General features: G+C 75.4%; 13 protein-coding genes and 1 pseudogene. 8 read left to right on the top strand and 6 right to left on the bottom strand.

Going from position 1 to position 16,117, the window contains the following annotated elements:
• The first annotated feature begins 25 nt into the window (after positions 1 to 25).
• The 3 genes from D7I43_RS01060 to D7I43_RS01050 are packed head-to-tail and all read left to right on the top strand — an operon-like array spanning position 26 to position 5,981.
• A complete protein-coding gene (locus D7I43_RS01060; RefSeq protein WP_240032734.1) occupies positions 26 to 1,816 on the top strand; it encodes a thiamine pyrophosphate-dependent enzyme in 1,791 nt (596 codons plus the stop codon).
• A gap of 5 nt (positions 1,817 to 1,821) precedes the next feature.
• A complete protein-coding gene (locus D7I43_RS01055) occupies positions 1,822 to 4,902 on the top strand; it encodes an FAD-binding and (Fe-S)-binding domain-containing protein (protein ID WP_120326692.1) in 3,081 nt (1,026 codons plus the stop codon).
• Positions 4,899 to 5,981, top strand: a complete 1,083-nt coding sequence (locus D7I43_RS01050; RefSeq protein WP_120326430.1) for an enolase C-terminal domain-like protein — start codon at positions 4,899 to 4,901, stop codon at positions 5,979 to 5,981. Before D7I43_RS01055 ends, D7I43_RS01050 begins: the two co-directional genes overlap by 4 nt.
• Before the next feature lie 27 nt (positions 5,982 to 6,008).
• Here D7I43_RS01050 and D7I43_RS01045 read toward each other — a convergent pair.
• The 5 genes and pseudogenes from D7I43_RS01045 to D7I43_RS01025 all read right to left on the bottom strand — a co-directional run bounded on the left by D7I43_RS01045 (position 6,009) and on the right by D7I43_RS01025 (position 9,611).
• Positions 6,009 to 7,792, bottom strand: a pseudogene (locus tag D7I43_RS01045) (glycoside hydrolase family 15 protein).
• Positions 7,793 to 7,993: 201 nt separating this feature from the next.
• Positions 7,994 to 8,281, bottom strand: coding sequence for an STAS domain-containing protein (locus tag D7I43_RS01040; protein ID WP_204985117.1), 288 nt, complete (start codon positions 8,279 to 8,281; stop codon positions 7,994 to 7,996).
• Between the two features lie 20 nt (positions 8,282 to 8,301).
• Positions 8,302 to 8,604, bottom strand: a complete 303-nt coding sequence (locus D7I43_RS01035; protein ID WP_120326428.1) for a BON domain-containing protein — start codon at positions 8,602 to 8,604, stop codon at positions 8,302 to 8,304.
• A 34-nt stretch (positions 8,605 to 8,638) separates the two neighbouring features.
• Positions 8,639 to 9,232, bottom strand: a complete 594-nt coding sequence (locus D7I43_RS01030) for an STAS domain-containing protein (protein ID WP_120326427.1) — start codon at positions 9,230 to 9,232, stop codon at positions 8,639 to 8,641.
• Positions 9,233 to 9,305: 73 nt separating this feature from the next.
• Positions 9,306 to 9,611 carry a hypothetical protein gene (locus D7I43_RS01025; protein WP_120326691.1) on the bottom strand — a complete coding sequence of 102 codons (306 nt, stop codon included), beginning with the start codon at positions 9,609 to 9,611 and terminating at the stop codon, positions 9,306 to 9,308.
• A 273-nt stretch (positions 9,612 to 9,884) separates the two neighbouring features.
• Here D7I43_RS01025 and D7I43_RS01020 point away from each other — a divergent pair, with 273 nt between their 5' ends.
• The 5 genes from D7I43_RS01020 (at position 9,885) to D7I43_RS01000 (ending at position 15,030) form a co-directional block, all read left to right on the top strand.
• Positions 9,885 to 10,553, top strand: coding sequence for a response regulator transcription factor (locus tag D7I43_RS01020; protein WP_120326426.1), 669 nt, complete (start codon positions 9,885 to 9,887; stop codon positions 10,551 to 10,553).
• Positions 10,550 to 11,905 (top strand): sensor histidine kinase, encoded by a 1,356-nt coding sequence (locus D7I43_RS01015; protein WP_120326425.1) that lies wholly within the window; start codon positions 10,550 to 10,552, stop codon positions 11,903 to 11,905. The genes D7I43_RS01020 and D7I43_RS01015 overlap by 4 nt, the downstream gene beginning before the upstream one ends.
• Complete coding sequence (locus tag D7I43_RS01010; RefSeq protein ID WP_120326424.1) at positions 11,902 to 12,465, top strand: GerMN domain-containing protein; 564 nt, start codon at positions 11,902 to 11,904, stop codon at positions 12,463 to 12,465. The genes D7I43_RS01015 and D7I43_RS01010 overlap by 4 nt, the downstream gene beginning before the upstream one ends.
• Before the next feature lie 122 nt (positions 12,466 to 12,587).
• Positions 12,588 to 13,859 (top strand): MFS transporter, encoded by a 1,272-nt coding sequence (locus tag D7I43_RS01005; protein WP_120326423.1) that lies wholly within the window; start codon positions 12,588 to 12,590, stop codon positions 13,857 to 13,859.
• 79 nt (positions 13,860 to 13,938) lie between these two features.
• Positions 13,939 to 15,030 carry an SRPBCC family protein gene (locus tag D7I43_RS01000; RefSeq protein ID WP_120326422.1) on the top strand — a complete coding sequence of 364 codons (1,092 nt, stop codon included), beginning with the start codon at positions 13,939 to 13,941 and terminating at the stop codon, positions 15,028 to 15,030.
• Between the two features lie 60 nt (positions 15,031 to 15,090).
• Here D7I43_RS01000 and D7I43_RS00995 read toward each other — a convergent pair whose 3' ends face one another.
• Positions 15,091 to 16,047: a GlxA family transcriptional regulator gene (locus tag D7I43_RS00995; protein WP_120326421.1), complete on the bottom strand. Its 957-nt coding sequence runs from the start codon at positions 16,045 to 16,047 to the stop codon at positions 15,091 to 15,093.
• Between the last annotated feature and the right edge of the window lie 70 nt (positions 16,048 to 16,117).

The raw sequence follows: 16,117 nt of genomic DNA, 5'->3' as shown, positions 1-16,117 counted from the left end.
GCGGGCGTACGACGGCGGACGGTGGGTGTCCCACGACCAGGAGGACGACGTGCAGGAGATCGTTGGCGAGAGCCTGGCCCGGCGGCTGGTCGAGTGGGGGGTGGACACCGTCTTCGGCCTGCCCGGCGACGGCATCAACGGCCTCATGGAGGGCTTCCGCCGGCACCGGGACAAGCTGCGGTTCGTGCTGGTGCACCACGAGGAGGCGGCGGCCTTCATGGCCACCGGCTACGCGAAGGCCACCGGCCGGCTCGGCGTGTGCGCGGCCACCTCCGGCCCGGGCGCCATCCACCTGCTCAACGGGCTCTACGACGCGAAGCTCGACCACGTGCCGGTGCTGGCCATCACCGGCATGCAGGAGACGTCGGTGCTCGGCTCCCACTACCAGCAGGAGGTGCACACCACGCACCTCTACCAGGACGTGGCCGCGTACAACCTGATGGTCACCAACCCGCAGCAGATGCCGGCCGTGGTGGACCTGGCCATCCGCAACGCGCTCGGGAAGCGGACCGTGGCGCACCTGACCTTCCCCAACGACCTCCAGGTGGCGCCGATCGGCGAGGACCCCTACCGGCACGTCAGCCCCGGCACGCCGCCCAAGAGCGCGGCGAACATGGCCTACCCGCGGCTGTCGCCCGATCCGGAGGAGATCGCGCGGGCCGCCGAGGTGCTGCGGCAGGGCAGCAGGATCGCCATGCTCGTCGGGGTGGGCGCCCGCGGCGCGCGCGAGGAGGTGCTCGCCGTGGCCGAGGCGCTGGCCAGCCCCATCGTGAAGACCCTGCCCGGCAAGCAGGTGGTGCCCGACGACCACCCGCTCACCACCGGGGGCCTCGGCCTGCTCGGGACGCGCCCGAGCGAGGAGCTGATGGAGGAGTGCGACACGCTGCTGATGGTCGGCACCTCCTATCCGTACGGGAAGTACCTGCCGTCGCCCGGGCAGGCGCGGGTGGTGCAGATCGACGTCGACCCGAGCCTCATCGGCATGCGCCTGCCGGTGACGGCCGGTGTCTGCTCCGACGCCCGCCTCGCGCTGCGGCACCTGCTGTCCCTCGTCGACCGCCGGACCGACCGGTCCTTCCTGGAGAAGTACCAGCGGAAGATGGGGGAGTGGCGCGCCGACATGGCGAGCCTGCGCGACCCGCGGCGGCACCCGATCGCACCGCAGTACCTGATGGGCTGCATCGACGAGGCGGCGGCCGACGACGCCATCCTGACCTGCGACTCCGGCACCATCGCCACCTGGTCGGCCCGGCACTGGACGATCCGCGGCGACCGCGAGTACTACCTCTCGGGCAACCTGGCCACCATGGCGCCGGGCCTGCCGTACGCCATCGCCATCCAGCACGCGTACCCCAACCGGCAGGTCATCGCGTTCGTGGGCGACGGCGGCTTCGCCATGCTGATGGCGGAGTTCCTCACGGCCGTACGCAACGAGCTGCCGATCAAGGTGGTCGTCAACAACAACAACGCGTACGGCCAGATCCTGTGGGAGCAGATCATCCTCGGCTACCCGGAGTACGCCGTGCGGCACCTGCGGCCGGAGGCCGACTTCGGCGCCTGGGCACGGGCGTGCGGCGCCTACGGGGTGAAGGTCACCGACCCGAAGGACCTGCCCGGGGCCATCGGGGAGGCGCTGGCGCACCCCGGTCCCGCGCTCGTCGACTGCGACGTCAACGCGGACGAGCCGCCGATGCCCGGCAAGGTCCGCTACGAGCAGGCGAAGCACTTCACCGAGGCGTTCCTGCGCGGTCAGCCCCGCAAGGTGGCCACGCTCGCCAGCGTCGCGCGAGACAAGATCAACGAGTTGCGGTCGTGACCGGCCTGCTGCCCCCGCCGGTCCTGCGGACGCCCGAGCCGGTGCGGGACGTCGACCTCGGGGCGTTGGCCGCCGACCTGCGCGGCGAGGTCTACGGGGAGGTGCGCTTCGACGCCGGCTCGCGGGCCGCGTACTCCACCGACGCGTCCAACTACCGGCAGGTGCCCCTCGGCGTGGTCGTACCCCGGACCGTCGAGGCCGCCGTGGCCGCCGTCGCCGTGTGCCGCCGCCACGGCGCGCCACTGCTCTCGCGCGGCGGCGGCACCAGCCTCGGCGGCGAGTGCACCAACACCGCCGTCGTGATCGACTGGTCCAAGTACTGCCACCGTCTCCTGGAGGTCGACGTCGGTGCGCGCACCTGCCTGGTGGAGCCTGGCGTCGTGCTCGACACACTCAACGAGCGGCTCGCGCCGACCGGCCTGGAGTACGGCCCCCGCCCGGCGACCCACAACCACTGCACGATCGGCGGGATGATCGGCAACAACTCGTGCGGCTCCACGGCGCAGCGCACGGGGAAGGTCGTCGACAACATCGTCGAGATGGAGGTGCTGCTCTACGACGGCACCCGGATGTGGGTGGGGGAGACGAGCGACGAGGCGTACGCCGAGATCCAGCGCCGCGGCGGGCGGCAGGCGGAGATCTACCGGCAACTGCGGGCGCTGCGCGACGAGTACGCGGCGGAGATCCGGCAGCGTTTCCCGAGGATCCCCCGCCGCGTGTCCGGCTACAACCTCGACAGCCTCCTGCCCGAGAAGACGTTCAACGTGGCGCAGGCGCTCGTCGGCTCGGAGAGCACGCTGGTCACCGTCCTGCGCGCCCGCCTGCGGCTGGTGCCCGTGGTACCGGCGCAGTCCCTGGTCTTCCTCAGCTACCCGGACATCGCGGCGGCGGGGGACGACGTGCCGCGCGTCCTGGAGCACCAGCCGATCGCGCTGGAGGGCATCGACGACAAGCTGATCGACTTCGAGCGGCGCAAGAGCCTGCACCCGGCGGCGCTGCGCGAACTGCCCGAGGGCGGCGCCTGGCTGATGATCCAGTTAGGCGGCGACGACCAGGCGCAGGCCCGGGCGGCGGCCGACCGGCTCATCGCGGCCGTCGCGCGCGAGGGCGGCCCCCGGGTGCACGAGTTCGCCAACGAGGCCGACGAGAAGCGGATGTGGGAGGTCCGCGAGTCGGGCCTCGGCGCCACCGCCCACGTCCCCGGCGGCCAGGACACCTGGCCGGGCTGGGAGGACAGCGCCGTGGCCCCCGACCGTCTCGGGGACTACCTGCGCGACCTCGACCGGCTGTACCGGGAGTACGGGCTCGACCAGGCGTCCCTCTACGGGCACTTCGGCCAGGGCTGCGTGCACAGCCGGATCCCCTTCGAGCTGCGCACCGCCGACGGGATCCGCCGGTTCCGGTCCTTCCTCGAACGCGCCGCCGACCTGGTCGTCTCGTACGGCGGCTCCTTCTCCGGGGAGCACGGTGACGGGCAGGCCCGCGGGGAGCTGCTGCCGAAGATGTACGGTGAGCGCCTCGTGCGGGCGTTCGGCCAGTTCAAGGCCATCTTCGACCCGGACGACCGGATGAACCCGGGCAAGGTGGTGCCGCCGTACCCGCTCGACAGCCACCTGCGGCTCGGCGTCGACTACGACCACGGCGGGGTGCGCACCGTCTTCGCGTACCCGGACGACGGCGGCAGCTTCGGCGAGGCCGTCCTGCGCTGCGTCGGGGTGGGCAAGTGCCGCCGGCCGCACGGCGGCGTCATGTGCCCGTCCTACATGGTCACCCGGGAGGAGGAGCACTCGACCCGCGGCCGGGCCCGGCTGCTGTTCGAGATGCTCGACGGGACCGCCCGGGGCGGCACCATCGCCGACGGCTGGCGGTCGACCGCCAGCCGCGACGCCCTCGACCTCTGCCTCGCCTGCAAGGGCTGCAAGGCGGACTGCCCCGTCAACGTCGACATGGCCACCTACAAGGCCGAGTTCCTGTCCCACCACTACGCGGGCCGGCTCCGCCCGCTGCCGCACTACTCGATGGGGTGGCTGCCGGTGGTCGCGGCCGCCGCGCGGCTCGCCCCCGGCGTGGTCAACGCGCTCGCCCAGGCGCCCGGCGTCGGCCGCCTCGCGAAGCTGGCCGGCGGGATCGACCGGCGGCGCGAGCTTCCCGCCTTCGCCGCGGAGACGTTCCAGCGGTGGTTCGCCCGACGGGCCCCCGGCGGTGACGGCTCCCGCGGCGACGTGCTGCTGTGGCCGGACACCTTCACCAACCACTTCCACCCGGGCGTCGCCCGCGCGGCGGTCGAGGTGCTGGAGGCCGCCGGCTGGCGGGTGCGCGTACCCGAGGGGCCCGTCTGCTGCGGCCTGACCTGGATCTCGACGGGCCAGCTCGGCGTCGCGAAGCGGGCGCTGCGGCGGACCCTCGACGTGCTGCGACCCCACCTGCGAGCCGGCACCCGGGTCGTCGGCCTGGAACCGAGCTGCACGGCCGTGTTCCGCAGCGACGCCCACGAGCTGTTCCCCCACGACGACGACATCAGCCGGCTGCGCCTGCAGACCGTCACGCTCGCCGAGCTGCTGCGCGACCACTCGCCGGGCTGGCGGCCGCCGAACCTGCCCGCGCACGCGCTCATCCAGACGCACTGCCACCACCACGCGGTGCTCGGCGTCGACGCCGACCGGGCCGTGCTGACCGACGCCGGCGTGCGGGCGGATTTCCTGGACTCGGGCTGCTGCGGGTTGGCCGGCAACTTCGGCTTCGAGCGGGGGCACTACGAGGTGTCCGAGGCCTGCGCGGAACGCGTGCTGCTGCCCGCCCTGCGCGACGCCGCCGACACCGACGTCATCCTCGCCGACGGCTTCAGCTGCCGGACGCAGATCGCGCAGGGCGACTCCGGGGGAAGGGGCGCCATCCACCTCGCCGAGCTGCTGCGCGCCGCCCTGCACACCGACCGGGTGCCGCCCCGGCCCGAACGGGAGTGGGCGCAACGCCCCGCGCCACCGTCGAGAGCGGCGCGCCTCCTCGCCGCCGGCGCGGTCGGCCTCGCGACGCTCGGCCCGGTGGCCGGGCTCGCGGCGCGGGCACGCCGGCGCGGGGACGGATGACGCGGCTGGGCGCGCGGGCGTACCGGGTGCCGACCGACGCGCCGGAGGGCGACGGCACGCTCGCCTGGGAGGGCACGACGCTCGTGCTCGCCACGGCCGAGGCCGACGGGCACACCGGCCTCGGCTGGACGTACGGGCCGCGCGCGGTGGCGGGAATCGTGACGGACCTGCTCGCGCCGGTCGTCGCCGACCTCGACCCGGACGACGTGCCGCTGATCTGGTCGGCCATGCGGAGTCGACTGCGCAACGCCGGCCGGCCCGGTGTGGCCGGCCTCGCGCTCTCCGCGGCCGACTGCGCGGTCTGGGACCTGAAGGCCCGCCGGCACGGGCTCCCGCTGGCGCGGCTGCTCGGCGTCGCCCGGCACGCGGTCCCCGTCTACGGCAGCGGCGGGTTCACCACCTACGACGCCGAGCGGCAGCACCGGCAGCTGTCCGGCTGGGTGCACGAGCAGGGCATCCCGCGCGTGAAGATCAAGATCGGCGAGTCGTGGGGCGGCGACGTGCGGCGGGACGTCACCCGGATGGCGGCGGCCCGGCGCAGCATCGGCGACGACGCCGAGCTGTACGTCGACGCCAACGGCGCGTACCAGCGCAAGCAGGCGATCCGGGTCGCGCAGGCCGCCGCCGACCTCGACCTGCGCTGGTTCGAGGAGCCCGTCAGCTCCGACGACCTGGCCGGCCTCGGGCAGGTCCGGGACCGGGTCCGGCCCGACGTGGCGGCGGGCGAGTACGGCTACGACCTCGTCTACTTCCAGCGGATGGCCCCGTACGTCGACTGCCTCCAGATCGACGTGACCCGCTGCGGCGGAATCAGCGAGTTCCTGCGGGCGGCCGCCGTGGCCGCCGCCGCGGGGCTGGAGGTCTCCGCGCACTGCGCCCCGCACCAGCACCTCGCGGTCGCCGCCGCCACACCGAACCTGCGGCACCTCGAGTGGTTCCACGACCACGTCCGCATCGAGTCCCTGCTCTTCGACGGCACGGTGCCGGCGACCGGCGGCACGGCGCCGGTGCCGCTCGACCGTCCCGGCAACGGCCTGCGGCTGCGCACCGAGCGCGCCGACGAGTACCGGGTCGCCTGAGCGCGGGCGGGGGACACGCCCGGCGGCTCAGGGCCGGCAGGGCACGGCCTGGCCGAGGGTGATGGCCGCCTCCAGCATCATGGCGTGCACGAACGCCTGCGGCGCGTTGCCGCGAAGCTGCCGCTGGCGTACGTCGTACTCCTCGCTGTACAGCCCGGGCGGCCCGCAGGCGGCCCGGTTGCGCTCGAACCAGCGCGTGGCCCCGACCGCGTCACCGCACCGCCACGCGGCGAGCGCGGCCGCGAACCCGCACAGCACGAAGGCTCCCTCCGCGTCCCCCAGCGGACGGGCGTCCGGCCGGAACCGGTACAGGTAGCCGTCCTCGGCCAGCTCGGTGAGGACCGTCCGCCGGGTCGCCTCGGTGCGCGGGTCGTCCGCCGGCAACGCGCCCCGGATGCCGGGCAGCAGCAGCGCGGCGTCGACGCGCTCGTCGTCGTACGCCCGCTGCCAGCGCCCGCTCGGGTGCCGCCCGTGCCGGGCCGCGTCGGCGAGGATCGCGTCGCCCAGCGCCGCCCACCGGCCGGCCAGCGCGGGCGGGGCCACCCGGGCGGCGGCCCGCAGCCCCGCCACACAGGCCAGCTTGGAATGCGTCCACTGGCGGGCCGGCAGCTCCCAGATGCCCGAGTCCGGCTCCCGCCACCGCTTCTCGATGGTCCGGGCGGTCTCCGTGAGCGCCCGCCACGAGTCGTCGGCGAGCCGGTCGTGGCGGGCCGCCGCCGCGAACACCTGCAGGACCTCGCCGAAGGCGTCCAACTGGAACTGGCCGCCGACCCAGTTGCCCACCCGCACCGGCGCGCCCGGGTAGCCGGGCAGCGACGCCAGCTCGGTCTGCGGCGGCACCCGCCCGCCGGTCACCGTGTAGGCCGGTGCGAGCCGGTCGCCGCCGGCCAGCACCCGCTCGGTCAGGAAGGCGACGGCGTCGTCCAGCAGGTCGTACCGGCCGGTCAGGGCGGCGGCCTGGCCGGCGAACGACTGGTCGCGGACCCACGCGTACCGGTAGTCGTAGTTCCGCCCGGCGAGGGCGCGTTCCGGCAGCGCGGTGCTCGCCGCCGCCACCATCCCGCCGCGGGGCACCGTGAGGCCGCGCAGCACGGTGTACGCGAGCGTGGCGTCCCGCTGGGCGCCGCCGACTAGCCGGGGCACCGACTCGTGCCAGCGGTGCTCGGTGATCCGCCACGATTCGAGCGGATCCGGGGCGGGTCCGTCCAGCGGCGCCGCGGACACCTCCAGCACCAGGTCGTGGCGGCCGCCGGCCGGAACCCGCAGCTCGCCGTCGAGCTGGCCGGCGTCGCCGGACGGCAGGGCCGCCCCGCCGGTGTGGCGCAGGTGCAGGCCGCCGGTGCGGGCCGTCCACCGGTCGCCGTCCCGGTGGACGTCGCGCAGCGGCTCCCGGCCGAAGTCGGCGCGGGGGTCCAGGCGCACCCGGACGGCCGTCTCACCGTCCAGCGCGCGGATCTGGCGCAGCAGCACCAGCCGCCGGGGTCGCCGGGAAACAGCAGCGCCTCGCGGCACTCGACGATGCCGTCGGTGGTCACCCAGCGGCTCACCCAGATGAGCGAGCCCGGTTCGTAGTGCCCGCCCCAGACGAACCTGCGGTTCGCGGGCGACACCAGGTAGCTGCCGCGCCCGCCGAGCAGGCTGCTGAAGACCGGCGGGTCCGCCCAGCCGGGGGCGCAGAGCCAGGACACGTCCCCTTCCGGGCCGATCAGCGCTCCCCGGTGCCCGTCGGCGAGCAGGCCGTACTCCCGCAGCACGTGGGGGCGGGGGCCGTCGCCGGCACCCGCTGGGAACCGTCGTTCGTCGCCCGGCACGTCTCCCACCCCCGGTGGCCCGGTTACCCCGCCGGCCGCGCGATCCACCACACCGGCCGCGCGATCCCCGGCCGGGCCGCGGTCCCGGCGGGCAGGTGGACGCGGCCGGCAGGTGGACCGGGCCGGGCCGGGACCGCGCCCCGGCGGGGGCCGGGGAGCCCTCGCGCGGCTGACCCGGCGCGCTCTCGACCGCCTCGCGGCTCAGGCCAGCAGGCCCGCACCGCCGCAGAGGCGCAGCTGCTGGCGCAGCGCGGCCGGCGCGCGGACGACGGTGACGCGGGTGGCCCCGGGCGCCGCCGCCCAGATGGTCGAGGCGATCCGCCCGGCGACGCCGGGATCGAGTTCGAACACCCCGGAGCAGTCGATCTCCAGCTCGGGCGGGCGGTGCGCCCGTAGCGCGTCAGCGAGCGCGGCCCGGAAGGAGTCGACGTCGGCGGTGCCCACCGACCCCCGCAGGACCAGGACCACCGTGCCCGTCGAACGGGTCACCGAGGTGATGGACAAGGCGCTCACCCGCGGTGGCGCCGGCGGCCGGGCGGGCGCAGGGTGTTGCAGACGTCGTGGACGCCCGGGATGTCCCACGCGAGGTCGCCGGCCACCTGCCGGACCTCCGGACGGGTCACCGTCCCGGTGAGGATCACCACGCGGTTCTGCACGGCGACCTCGATGTGCTGGTGGCGGGTGGTCCAGTCGATGGCCAACCGCTGGGCCACGAGCGCGGCCAGCCGCGCGTCGTCGCTCGTCGGTTCCGGTTCCGGTTCCGGCCCCTGCAGGTAGCGGTACAGGGAGTCGTCGGGCCAGGGCGGCAGCATGGATCCTCCGGTGGGCATGGGGGCGGCGGGGCGCTCAGGGACGTCGGGGGCGGGATGGGGCGGAGTCGGCCAGGCCGCGCAGGGCGGCCGCGCGGCTCTCCACGACGGGGAAGATCCCGTCGAGACGCATCGTGTGCAGGACGGTCAGGACGAAACGGGACGGCGCGACCAGGCAGAGCCGCGCGCCGCGCTGGCGGGCCTCCTGGTGGGCGCGGACGAGCAGGCCGAGCCCCACGGAGTCGATGACCTCCACCTCGCTGAGGTCGACGAGGACGCGGTCGCCGTCGTCGACCGCCTCCCGCAGGGCCCGCCGCACCCCCTCCGGCGGGTCGGGCTCCGCCGGCGCGGGCGGCTCCTCGCCGACCTCCTCGAGATAGTCGATCCCGAGCGCCCGCTCGCGGTCGCCGGCGCGGCCCCCGGGGCCCCTCCCGTCGTCCTCGGAGAGACGCAGGCTGCACCGCGGGCAGTGGTGCGGCCCGGAGGCGAACGGCGAACCGAGCCACCCGTTGGAGAAGACCAACGTCCAGACGACCTCGGCGTCGGGCAGGACCGGCGCCGCGCCGGTGATCGAGTCGCCACAGCCGTCGCAGATCAGGGTCATCAGGTGATCCGCAGGTACGACTGTCATCGCGGGTCCTTTCGTCCTCGCCGGCCGGTCCCGGGGTGCGGGGACGGCCGTGTCCTGCGGTGGGGGTGGGGCGTCAGCGGCGGCGGCCGGCGCCGGAGGCGTTCGGGACGGTGGAGGCGCCGCGGCGGTGACCGGCGGTCAGTAGTGCCAGCAGCACGGCGCCCGCGGCGCAGCCGGTCTGGACGGCCAGCCGCAGCGTGGGAAGCGCGTCGATGTCGGCGCCGGCCAACCGCGCCACGATCGAGCCAAGCAGCGCGGCGGCCACGCCGAACGCGAGGGTCAGCCACAGGGGCGCGCGGCGCCCGGGCACCGCCCACCGGCCGGCCACGCCGATGGCGAGCCCGACGACGAGTGCGCTGACCAGTGCGGTGCCGCTCACGTGTCCTCCTTCGCCGCACCCGCCGAGCGTGGCGGCCGTCGCCGTCCCGCCGAGCGTGCCGGCCGTCGCCGTCCCGCCGGCCGCCGGGTGGTTCGCGGCCCGCCCGGCACGACCGCCGCCGGCGCGACCGCCGCCGCCCACCGGCCGGGCACGACTACCACCGTCGGTGACGACCGTGGAGGTGGTCGCGCGATCCCATGACAGTTGTGTGACAAATTCCGTCGGCGGCGGCCGCGGTTGGGCGCGGCAACGGTGAGCGGGGATGATGCCCGTATGACGGCCGTGCTGGTGATCGAGGACGACGACCGTATCCGGCTGGCGCTGTTGCTCGCACTCGAGGAGGAGGGTTACCGGGCGTACGGCGTGGCGACCGCGGAGGAGGGGCTGCGGCGGCAGCGGTCCGACCCGGCGGAGTACGTGCTCATCGACCTGATGCTCCCCGGCATGGACGGGTTCGAGTGCATCCGGCAGCTGCGCCGCGACGACGACGTGCCGATCGTCGTGATCAGCGCCCGGGACGACACGCACGACATCGTGGCCGCGCTGGAGGCCGGCGCGGACGACTACGTGGTGAAGCCGGTGGCGATCAAGGAGCTGTCGGCGCGGTTGCGCGCCCTGCGCCGGCGGGGCCGCGCGGGCGCGGTGAGCAGCCAGGTCTTCGGTGACCTGGAGGTCAGCCCGGAGGCGGGCGAGGTGCGCCACGGGGGACAGGTCGTGCCGGTGACCCGCACCGAGTTCCGCCTGCTGTGCGAGCTGGCCGAGCACGCCGGCCGGGTGCTGTCGCGCCGGCAGCTGCTCCAGCGGGTCTGGGGGTACGAGACCGGCGACGAACGCCTCGTCGACGTGCACGTGGGACGGCTGCGGCAGAAGATTGAGGAGGACCCGGCCAACCCGCGCCACCTCGTGACCCTTCGCGGCCTGGGCTACAAGCTGCAACGATGACCCGCCTCGGCCTCCGCGCCCGGGTCACGGCCGGGTTCGCGATCGGCGCGCTGCTGCTGGCCGCGTCGATGGCGCTCTTCTCGTACGACCTGACGCGGCGCTCGCTGCTGGAGGAACGCGAGCGGACGGCGGTGCGCGCGGCGTACTTCGACGCGGCCGTCGTGCGCAGCGGCCTCGACACCGACGCCCCGAACGTGGTGGAGGTGCTGCGCTCCCTCGACACCGGCAGCAGCCGCCGGCCGCTGCTGCACCGCGACGGTCGCTGGTACGGGCGCACCGCCGAGACGGACGCCAGCCCCGTGCCCGACGCGCTGCAACGCCTCGTCCGTGGCGGGGAGGCCGGGGTGCAGCGGATCACCGTCGCCGGGCAGCCGACCCTGCTGGTCGGCGTCCCCCTGTCGGACACGACCAGCTACTACGAACTCACGTCGCTGCGCGAGGTCGCCCAGACGCTCCAGGTGCTGGCGCTGACGCTCACCGCCGTGGCCATCATGACGGCCGGCTCCGGCGCGGCGCTCGGCTGGTACGCCACCCGGCACAGCGTGCGTCCGCTCACCGCGGTGGCCGACGCCGCCGAGCGGATCGCGGCCGGTGACTACACCACGCGCCTGGACACCACCACCGACCCCGACCTGACCCGCCTGTCGACCTCGTTCAACCGGATGGTCGACGAGCTGGTCGAGCGCATCGAGCGGGACCGCCGCTTCGCCGCCGACGTCAGCCACGAGCTGCGCTCGCCGTTGCAGACCCTGGCCGCCGCGGCGAGCGTCCTGACCCGCCGCAGCGAGCGCCACGACGACCGGACGGCCACGGCCGCGCGGCTCGTGGCCGAGGAGGTCTCCCGCTTCCAGCGGCTCGTCGACGACCTCATCGAGCTGGCCCGCACCGAACAGCCGGCCCAGCGGGAACTCGTCGACGTGGCGACGCTCGCCCGGGAGACCTGCCGGGCGCGGGGGCTCCCGGACGGCCTGGTGAGCGTCGTGGCCGGGTCCACCGCCGAGTGGCTGGTGGACCGCCGGCGCGTCGAGCAGATCCTGCTGAACCTCCTGGACAACGCGATTCGCTACGGCGGCGGGCCGGTGGCCGTGCGCCTGTCCACCCGCCCACCCGACACCGGCGTGCTGGAGGTGGACGACGCCGGCCCTGGAGTGTCCGCCGCCGACCGTGAGGTCATCTTCGACCGCTTCGTCCGGGGCCGGGCCGCCCGCTCCCGCGCCGGCACCGACGGCACCGGTCTGGGGCTCGCGCTCGTCGCCCAGCACGCCGCCGCCCACGGTGGACGCGCCGGTGTGGACGACCGCCCCGGGGGCGGCGCCCGCTTCCGGGTCGAACTGCCGGAGGCGCTGCCGTGAGCCGCCGGTCGGCCGGGCTGCTGCTCGCCGTCCTCGCCCTCGGCGGGTGCGGCGTGCCGGTCGACGACGCGCCCCGTCCGGTCGCGCAGCCCCCGGGCCCGTTCCCCACCCCGGCGACCGCGAGTCCCACCACCGCCTCTGGACGGGTGGAGGAGACGCTCTGCTTCGTCCGCGACGACAAGCTCGGCCGGACCGTGCGCCGCGTCGACGTCCGGCCGAGCGTCGAGGTCCAGCTCCAACACCTGCTGGCCGGGCCGACGGAGAAGGAACGGCAGGCGGGGCTCACGAGCGCGCTGCCCGGAACGGTCGTCGTGGCCGGTGCCCGGGTGAACGGCGCCCTGGCCGAGGTGGACGTCCGCGCGGCCGGTGAGGAGACCGGGCGCAGCGACGAGGTGTTCGCGTTCGGCCAGATCGTGTGCACGCTCACCGCCCGCGACGACGTGGACCGGGTCTCGTTCCGCCGGGACGGCCGGCCGCTGGACGTGCCCCGGGCCGACGGTTCGTTCTCCCGCGACCCGCTGACCGTCGCCGACTACGCGCCGCTCATGCCGGGGCGCTGACGCCCGCTCGCGCCGGGGCGCTGACGCCCCGCTCATGCCGGGCGCCGACGCCCCGCCCCCCGGTGCCGGGCGCCGACGCGGCCCCCGGCCACGAGTCGGTCCGCCCCCGGTAGCCTGCCATCATGAGCCCCGGTGCCGGCACCGCCCGGCGATCGTTGTGGCGGGACCGCACCTTCGGCACGTACTGGGTCGCGCAGTCGCTCTCGGCGGCGGGCGACTCGTTCGCCTACCTCGCGGTCCCCTTGCTGATCCTGCACGCCACCGGGTCGGTGGCGCAGATGGGCCTGCTCACCGCCGTGGCCGGGGCCGCGTCGGTGGGCGCGGGCGTCTTCGGCGGCGTCCTGGTCGACCGGTACGACCGGCGCACCCTGATGATCGCCGCGGACCTGGTCCGGCTCGTGCTCTACGGCCTCGTCCCGCTGGCCTGGCTCGCCGGCCCGCAGGTGTGGCTGCTCTTCGTCGTCCTGCCGATCAGCGAGGCGGCCGGGATGGTCTTCCAGATCGCCGCGGTGGCCGCCGTCCGCAACCTGGTGGACCGGGACCGGATCACCGAGGCGAACGGCCGCCTGCAGGCCACGTACGCCATGACGGCCGTGGCGGGGCCGCTGCTGGCCGGCGTGGTGTCCGCCCGGTTCGGGCCCTCGGCCGCCGTGGCGATCAACGCGGCCAGCTTCGCGGTGTCCGCCGCGGGGCTCCTCCTCATCCGGTTCCGTCGCGGCGGCGACGGCGACGCCGTGACGGTCCGGCGGGAGGGTCCGGTGGCCGAGTTCTTCGCCGGGGCGCGGTTCCTCTGGCGCCAGCCCGTGCTGCGGGCGCTCACCGTCCTGCTGTCGCTGTTCATCTTCCTGACCTACGGCTTCACCGACGTGCTGGTCTACCACGTGAAGCACGACCTCGGCGGCTCCGACGGCACGGTCGGCGTCGTGCTCGGCCTGGCGGCGCTCGGCACCGTCGCCGGCGCGCTGCTGGTGGCGCCGCTGCGACGCCGGCGCGGCTTCGGCGTCTCGTGGATCGGGGCCCACCTGACCTGCGGCCTCGCCCTCGTGGGCGTCGGGCTCGCGGGGAACGTGCCCGCCGTCACCGTCCTCACGGCGGTGTACCTCTGCGGACTCAGCGTGGGCGGGATCTGCTCCATGTCGCTGCGGCAGGAGATCACGCCGGACCACCTGCTCGGGCGGGTCACCTCGGCCTTCTGGAGCACCCACTACTCGCTGGGGCCCGCCGGCGCCGCCGTGCTGACGTGGGCGGCCGGCCGGTTCGGTGCCGGCGCGGTGACCCTCGTGGCCGGGGCGGGCTGCGTGCTGATCGCGCTCGCCGGACTGTGCACACCGGTCCGTCGCGCCGGGACGCCGCAGCCCGTACCGGAGCCGCCGGCAGTCCCGGCGCGGGCCTGAGCCGCGGCGGGAGCCGGAGCGTCCACGGTGGCGCCACCCGTCCCCCGCCGGTGGCGTCCGGGACCGTAGAGTCCCCGCCGTGAACGACATCGCCGCGCAGGTCGACCTGTTTCACCCCGCCGACAGGGTGTGGCGCGCACTGACCGACCCGGAGCTGTTGAGCCGGTGGTTCACCGAGGTGTCGGCGGTGCCCGACGCGCCGGGCCGGCTGCGCTTCGCCACGTCGGAGCTGCCCGGCTTCGACGCCGCGGTCGAGGCCGAGGTGGTCGAGCGGCGGGAGCCGGAACTCATGACGTTGCGCTGCCGGGAGGGCGGCCGGCGCAGCCTCCTGACCGGCGAGCTCACGCCCACCGCCGAGGGCTGCCGGCTGTCCATGCGGGAGGTGATCGAGGAGGGCGAGTGGAGCGCGGCGCAGCGCGACGCCCGTGAGCAGAGCTACCAGCAGGCGCTCACCAACCGGCTGCCGGCCATCCTCGACTGGTACGCCTTCCAGCAGGTCGACCTGCGACGCGGTGACGCCGGGATGACGGCCGAGCTTCCCGTGGTGGCGTGGGCCGGCGGCGAGCCGAGGCGGCGCCGCCGCGCCGTCGTCCTCGTGGGGGCGGGCGTCGGCGTGCTGCTGGCCGGTGGCGCGACCGCGTGGGCGCTGCGGCCGGAGCCCCCGCGGCAGCCCGTCGCGCAGGCCACCTCGACACCGACCCCGACCGCCTCCGTCTCCGCGGCCGCGTCGCCCCGCCCGGCCTCGGCGGCAACGGCCACGCGGCAGGCCCGGCCCACGAGCGGGAGCCCCAGCCCCAGCCGGAGCGCCTCGCCCCGGCCCTCCCGTACGCCCGCCTCGTCGGCGCCGCCGCCCGCCGCGCCGACCCTGAGCGCCCGCTACGAGACCGTCTCCTCGCGGCTGCTCGGCTACAGCGCCGAGGTGGTGGTGACCAACCCGGGCACCGTCGCGAGCGACGGGTGGACGCTCGTCGTGACGTTCGCCGACGACAGCGAGGTCGCCAAGGTCAACGGCGCCGAGTGGCGGCAGGAGGGGCGGACGGTGACCTTCACGGGAGCGCCGCTGCCGGCCGGGGGAGCGCAGACGGTCAGGTTCGACGTACGGGACAGCGCCGCGTTCGCCAAGGGCCCCGAGAGCTGCACGATCGGCGACCGCCCCTGCGAAGGCCTCTAACCCCCGTCCCCGCTCAGTCCCCGTTGATCATGAGGTTGGCGGGTCGGTTCGCCCGGATCGTCACCCGCCAACCTCATGATCGACGCGGGTCGGGGTGCGGACGGCACGTCGGTAGGCGCCCGGGGTCGTACCCACCTGGGCGCGGAACCGGCGGCGCAGGTTGACGGCGGAGCCGAGGCCGACGCGGGTCGCGATCGCCTCGACCGGCAGGTCCGTCTCCTCCAGCAGTGTGCGCGCGGCGGCCACCCGGCGGGAGAGCAACCACGTGCCCGGGCTCGTCCCGAGGCGCTCGGCGAAGCGGCGGGCCAGGGTGCGGGGCGAGACACCGAGGTGGGCGGCCAGGTCGTCCACCGTCAACGGCGTACCGAGGCGCGCGCCGGCCCACTCCAGCAGGTCGTCGAGGGCGTCCCCGCCGGGTGCGGACGGCACGTGGCGCGCCCGGGCGTCGTGTGGTGGCATGGCCATGTGCCGCGCGAGGGCGGCGGCGTACGCGGCCCCGTGGTCCTTGCGGACCAGGTGCAGGCACAGGTCGATGCCGGCGCCCGCGCCGGCGCTGGTGGCCACGTCGCCGTGATCCACGTAGACCCGGTCCGGCTCCACGCGCACCCGCGGGAACTCCCGTCGCAACTGCGCGGCCCGTGCCGGATGTGTGGTGGCCGAACGGCCGTCCAGCAGACCGGTGCGGGCGAGGGCGAACACCCCGGAGCAGATCGTGACGAGCCGCGCGCCCCGCGCGTGCGCCTCCCGCAGCGCCCGGCGTACGCGGTCGGACAGCGGCGCCTCGACCGGCAGCCAGCCCGGGATGATGACGGTGTCCGCGGAGCGGAGCGCCGACAGGTCCCGCGAGACGGACATCTCGTATCCGGCCGTCGTCGGCACCGGCCCCGGTGTCTCGGTGCACACCTCGAACTCGTAGTGCTGGGGGATGCCGGCCCGTGGCGTGCCGAAGACCTCGACGGCGCAGCCGAGTTCGAACGTCGACTGCACCGGCCGCACCAGGGCCACGACGCGATGCATGGCAGGAAAGTACCCCATGCTGTCGTCGCAGGCTCTGTCGCGGCGTGTCCCGAGCCGGCACGGTGGGGGC

It is taken from the genome of Micromonospora globbae (genome assembly GCF_003610785.1).
Taxonomy (GTDB): Bacteria; Actinomycetota; Actinomycetes; order Mycobacteriales; family Micromonosporaceae; genus Micromonospora; species Micromonospora globbae.
This window is presented reverse-complemented; position numbering and strand designations above follow the sequence as displayed.

Excerpts from the sequence above, each read along its gene's own strand:
- D7I43_RS01050 (WP_120326430.1), top strand. The coding sequence starts at position 4,899 with ATGACGCGGCTGGGCGCGCGGGCGTACCGGGTGCCGACCGACGCGCCG.
- D7I43_RS01035 (WP_120326428.1), bottom strand. The coding sequence starts at position 8,604 with ATGCTGCCGCCCTGGCCCGACGACTCCCTGTACCGCTACCTGCAGGGG.
- D7I43_RS01030 (WP_120326427.1), bottom strand. The coding sequence starts at position 9,232 with ATGACAGTCGTACCTGCGGATCACCTGATGACCCTGATCTGCGACGGC.
- D7I43_RS01020 (WP_120326426.1), top strand. The coding sequence starts at position 9,885 with ATGACGGCCGTGCTGGTGATCGAGGACGACGACCGTATCCGGCTGGCG.
- D7I43_RS01015 (WP_120326425.1), top strand. The coding sequence starts at position 10,550 with ATGACCCGCCTCGGCCTCCGCGCCCGGGTCACGGCCGGGTTCGCGATC.
- D7I43_RS01005 (WP_120326423.1), top strand. The coding sequence starts at position 12,588 with ATGAGCCCCGGTGCCGGCACCGCCCGGCGATCGTTGTGGCGGGACCGC.
- D7I43_RS00995 (WP_120326421.1), bottom strand. The coding sequence starts at position 16,047 with ATGCATCGCGTCGTGGCCCTGGTGCGGCCGGTGCAGTCGACGTTCGAA.